Origin of the sequence: Pseudoalteromonas sp. Isolate6 (assembly GCF_022398435.1) — a bacterium.
GTDB classification, from domain to species: domain Bacteria; phylum Pseudomonadota; class Gammaproteobacteria; order Enterobacterales; family Alteromonadaceae; genus Pseudoalteromonas; species Pseudoalteromonas galatheae.
Genome location: NZ_JAKEVK010000347.1, coordinates 1 through 2,270 on the forward strand (window position 1 = coordinate 1; position 2,270 = coordinate 2,270).

The window sequence follows — 2,270 nt, forward strand, 5'->3', positions numbered from 1 at the left end:
GTGAAGACCAATATCGGCTTTGCGCTCTGCCCCCATCCAGCAGTTACTTTCGTCATAGCATGCACCAACGTATCGCTTGTCACTGAGATTACTAATGCTAAAGGTGATCCTGGCTTGCTCGTTGAGTTCATAATCAAAGGCGATGTCGAATAAGGTATAGGATGGCACGGTATCCGAGTTGTATTTACCAACATAAAAACTTTGAAAGACACCCACTGCTGTCCACGCCATGTCTTTGTTCCGCCAAAGTCGCCAAGCAGGCTTCCAAAAAACAAAAAATGATGGACACCCACCTCAATTTACATGTTGGGGTAGCTTGTCTTTAAGCGTCTAGCAAAATGCACCTGCCAGTAACTCAGTAAAATGATTAAGCTATTTCCAAATATCAATGAGGAGATAGCCATGAGAAAAACGCGCAGCCTAGAACAGTGGCGCAGTATTATTGAAGAACAACAAGCCAGTGATTTAACTATCATTGACTACTGCCAGCAAAATGCTTTATCAAAAACAACGTTTTATGCCGCGCGAAGTAAACTTATGCCTCATCAGGAAGCTTTGTTCGGAAAAATGATGGACACTCACCTCAACTTGCATGTTGGGGTGGCTTATCTAAGCTTTTAGTTCTTCAAACTCTAAGTTCAGGGGAATTACGTCATTGTATTTTCAAGCAATCCGGGGGGGGGTCCATAAAACGAGTTCCTATTTACCCATACGAATGGGTTCATCAAGGAAAATGAAGCTTGGCTCCGAGATAAAACAAATTAATTACTCCGAGAAGAATCCGTTCTAGGTTGGATATTATGAATATTACTAAAGAATCAGAGTTAATGGCCCTTCATCGGGCCATCATTGAGGCAAAGTTCAAAGAGTCACACGAAGACTCTACAATTCCGTACAGTGGAATCCTTTCAGGTTTATCAGAAAGGATTGTTACCAATATTATTCAAACTCTTTCGGAAAATGGTGAACTCGATGAAGCCAAAAGCTGGGCATCGATAGTCAAATTAAATGAAGACTGGCATGGCTATGAATGTATTAAAAACTGGATACAAGAAACTGAAAGCTGGGTTGATATGAGTGTAGAAAATAAGTCACAATTCATCAAAGTTTTGTGCTCACCATATCAACCTTCCAAGCATCAAGAAAATGACTTAATTGAATTTGGTGATAGGCACTGGAAGACATAATCTATTTTTATACAGTCACCGATAAGTATGGTGAATTGTCTAACTTTGCAAAGCTAGGGTTCGAAGCCGATGGAAAATACTGGCCGAAAGTCGAGCACTATTTCCAAGCAAAAAAGTTTGAAGGTCAACCGTATGAAGAAAGAATCAGGTTAGCTTTTACTCCAAAAGATGCAAGGAATATGGGGAGAAGTCGAGAATACCCTATAAGGCGTGATTGGGAAGATGTTAAAGTAAATGTCATGAAGACAGCTCTAAAAAGCAAGTTTACGCACAACAAAAGAGCTAAGGACCTTTTGTTGTCAACGAAAAAGCACGAGCTTATAGGAAGCTCGCCACTTGACTACTATTGGGGCTGTGGTGGTGATGGTAGTGGTGAAAATGTTCTTGGAAAGCTACTTATGGAACTTCGGGAAGAGCTTCAGATTCAGATGTAGTGCCTTGTAACTTATCAAGTCCCAGCTCAGGGTCCATTCGGGATCTTGGGCTAATCTTCCACCCATCAGCACAGAAAAAATGATGGACACCCACCTCAACTTGCATGTTGGGGTGGCTTGTCTAAGCTTTTAATTCTTTAAATTCTAAGTTCAAGGAGTGAACTATGGCATTAGTAAGGAAGCGGCAAATCAGTTTGTCAGATACGCTCTATTATCATTGTGTTTCGCGCTGTGTTCGCCGTGCTTTTGTGTGGTGAATACAAGTTTACGGGTAAGCCATATAGGAAAAGAAATGATAGAAAAAAATGATGGACACCCACCTCAATTTGCAGAGTCGCGTTAAAAACGTTAAGGTGGGTGTCCGTTTAAATCTGTCAGTCTATGTCCTTTCGTAAGCTCTCTTAGGTGAGACTAAAAGCGATAGTGAAGACCAATATCGGCTTTGCGCTCTGCCCCCATCCAGCAGTTACTTTCGTCATAGCATGCACCAACGTATCGCTTGTCACTGAGATTACTAATGCTAAAGGTGATCCTGGCTTGCTCGTTGAGTTCATAATCAAAGGCGATGTCGAATAAGGTATAGGATGGCACGGTATCCGAGTTGTATTTACCAACATAAAAACTTTGAAAGACACCCACTGCTGTCCAC

General features: G+C 41.5%; 5 protein-coding genes and 1 pseudogene. 4 read left to right on the top strand and 2 right to left on the bottom strand.

The window, feature by feature from the left end; all coding sequences use genetic code 11:
* Window positions 1–231 (bottom strand): TonB-dependent receptor (locus L1D50_RS22710; RefSeq protein WP_239966265.1); only part of this gene is annotated, 231 nt, incomplete at its 3' end.
* Window positions 232–402: 171 nt separating this feature from the next.
* Here L1D50_RS22710 and L1D50_RS22715 point away from each other — a divergent pair.
* The 4 genes and pseudogenes from L1D50_RS22715 to L1D50_RS22730 all read left to right on the top strand — a co-directional run.
* On the top strand, window positions 403–621 hold the full coding sequence (locus tag L1D50_RS22715; RefSeq protein ID WP_239966903.1) for a hypothetical protein: 219 nt from the start codon (window positions 403–405) through the stop codon (window positions 619–621).
* A 179-nt stretch (window positions 622–800) separates the two neighbouring features.
* Window positions 801–1,187 (top strand): hypothetical protein, encoded by a 387-nt coding sequence (locus tag L1D50_RS22720; RefSeq protein ID WP_239966904.1) that lies wholly within the window; start codon window positions 801–803, stop codon window positions 1,185–1,187.
* On the top strand, window positions 1,187–1,621 hold the full coding sequence (locus L1D50_RS22725; RefSeq protein ID WP_345773980.1) for an NADAR family protein: 435 nt from the start codon (window positions 1,187–1,189) through the stop codon (window positions 1,619–1,621). The genes L1D50_RS22720 and L1D50_RS22725 overlap by 1 nt, the downstream gene beginning before the upstream one ends.
* Before the next feature lie 164 nt (window positions 1,622–1,785).
* A pseudogene (locus L1D50_RS22730) lies at window positions 1,786–1,903 on the top strand (transposase); the annotation flags it as partial.
* A 129-nt stretch (window positions 1,904–2,032) separates the two neighbouring features.
* Here the strand turns inward: L1D50_RS22730 and L1D50_RS22735 are convergent.
* Window positions 2,033–2,270: TonB-dependent receptor (locus tag L1D50_RS22735; RefSeq protein ID WP_239966906.1), on the bottom strand; the 238-nt coding region annotated here is incomplete at its 5' end.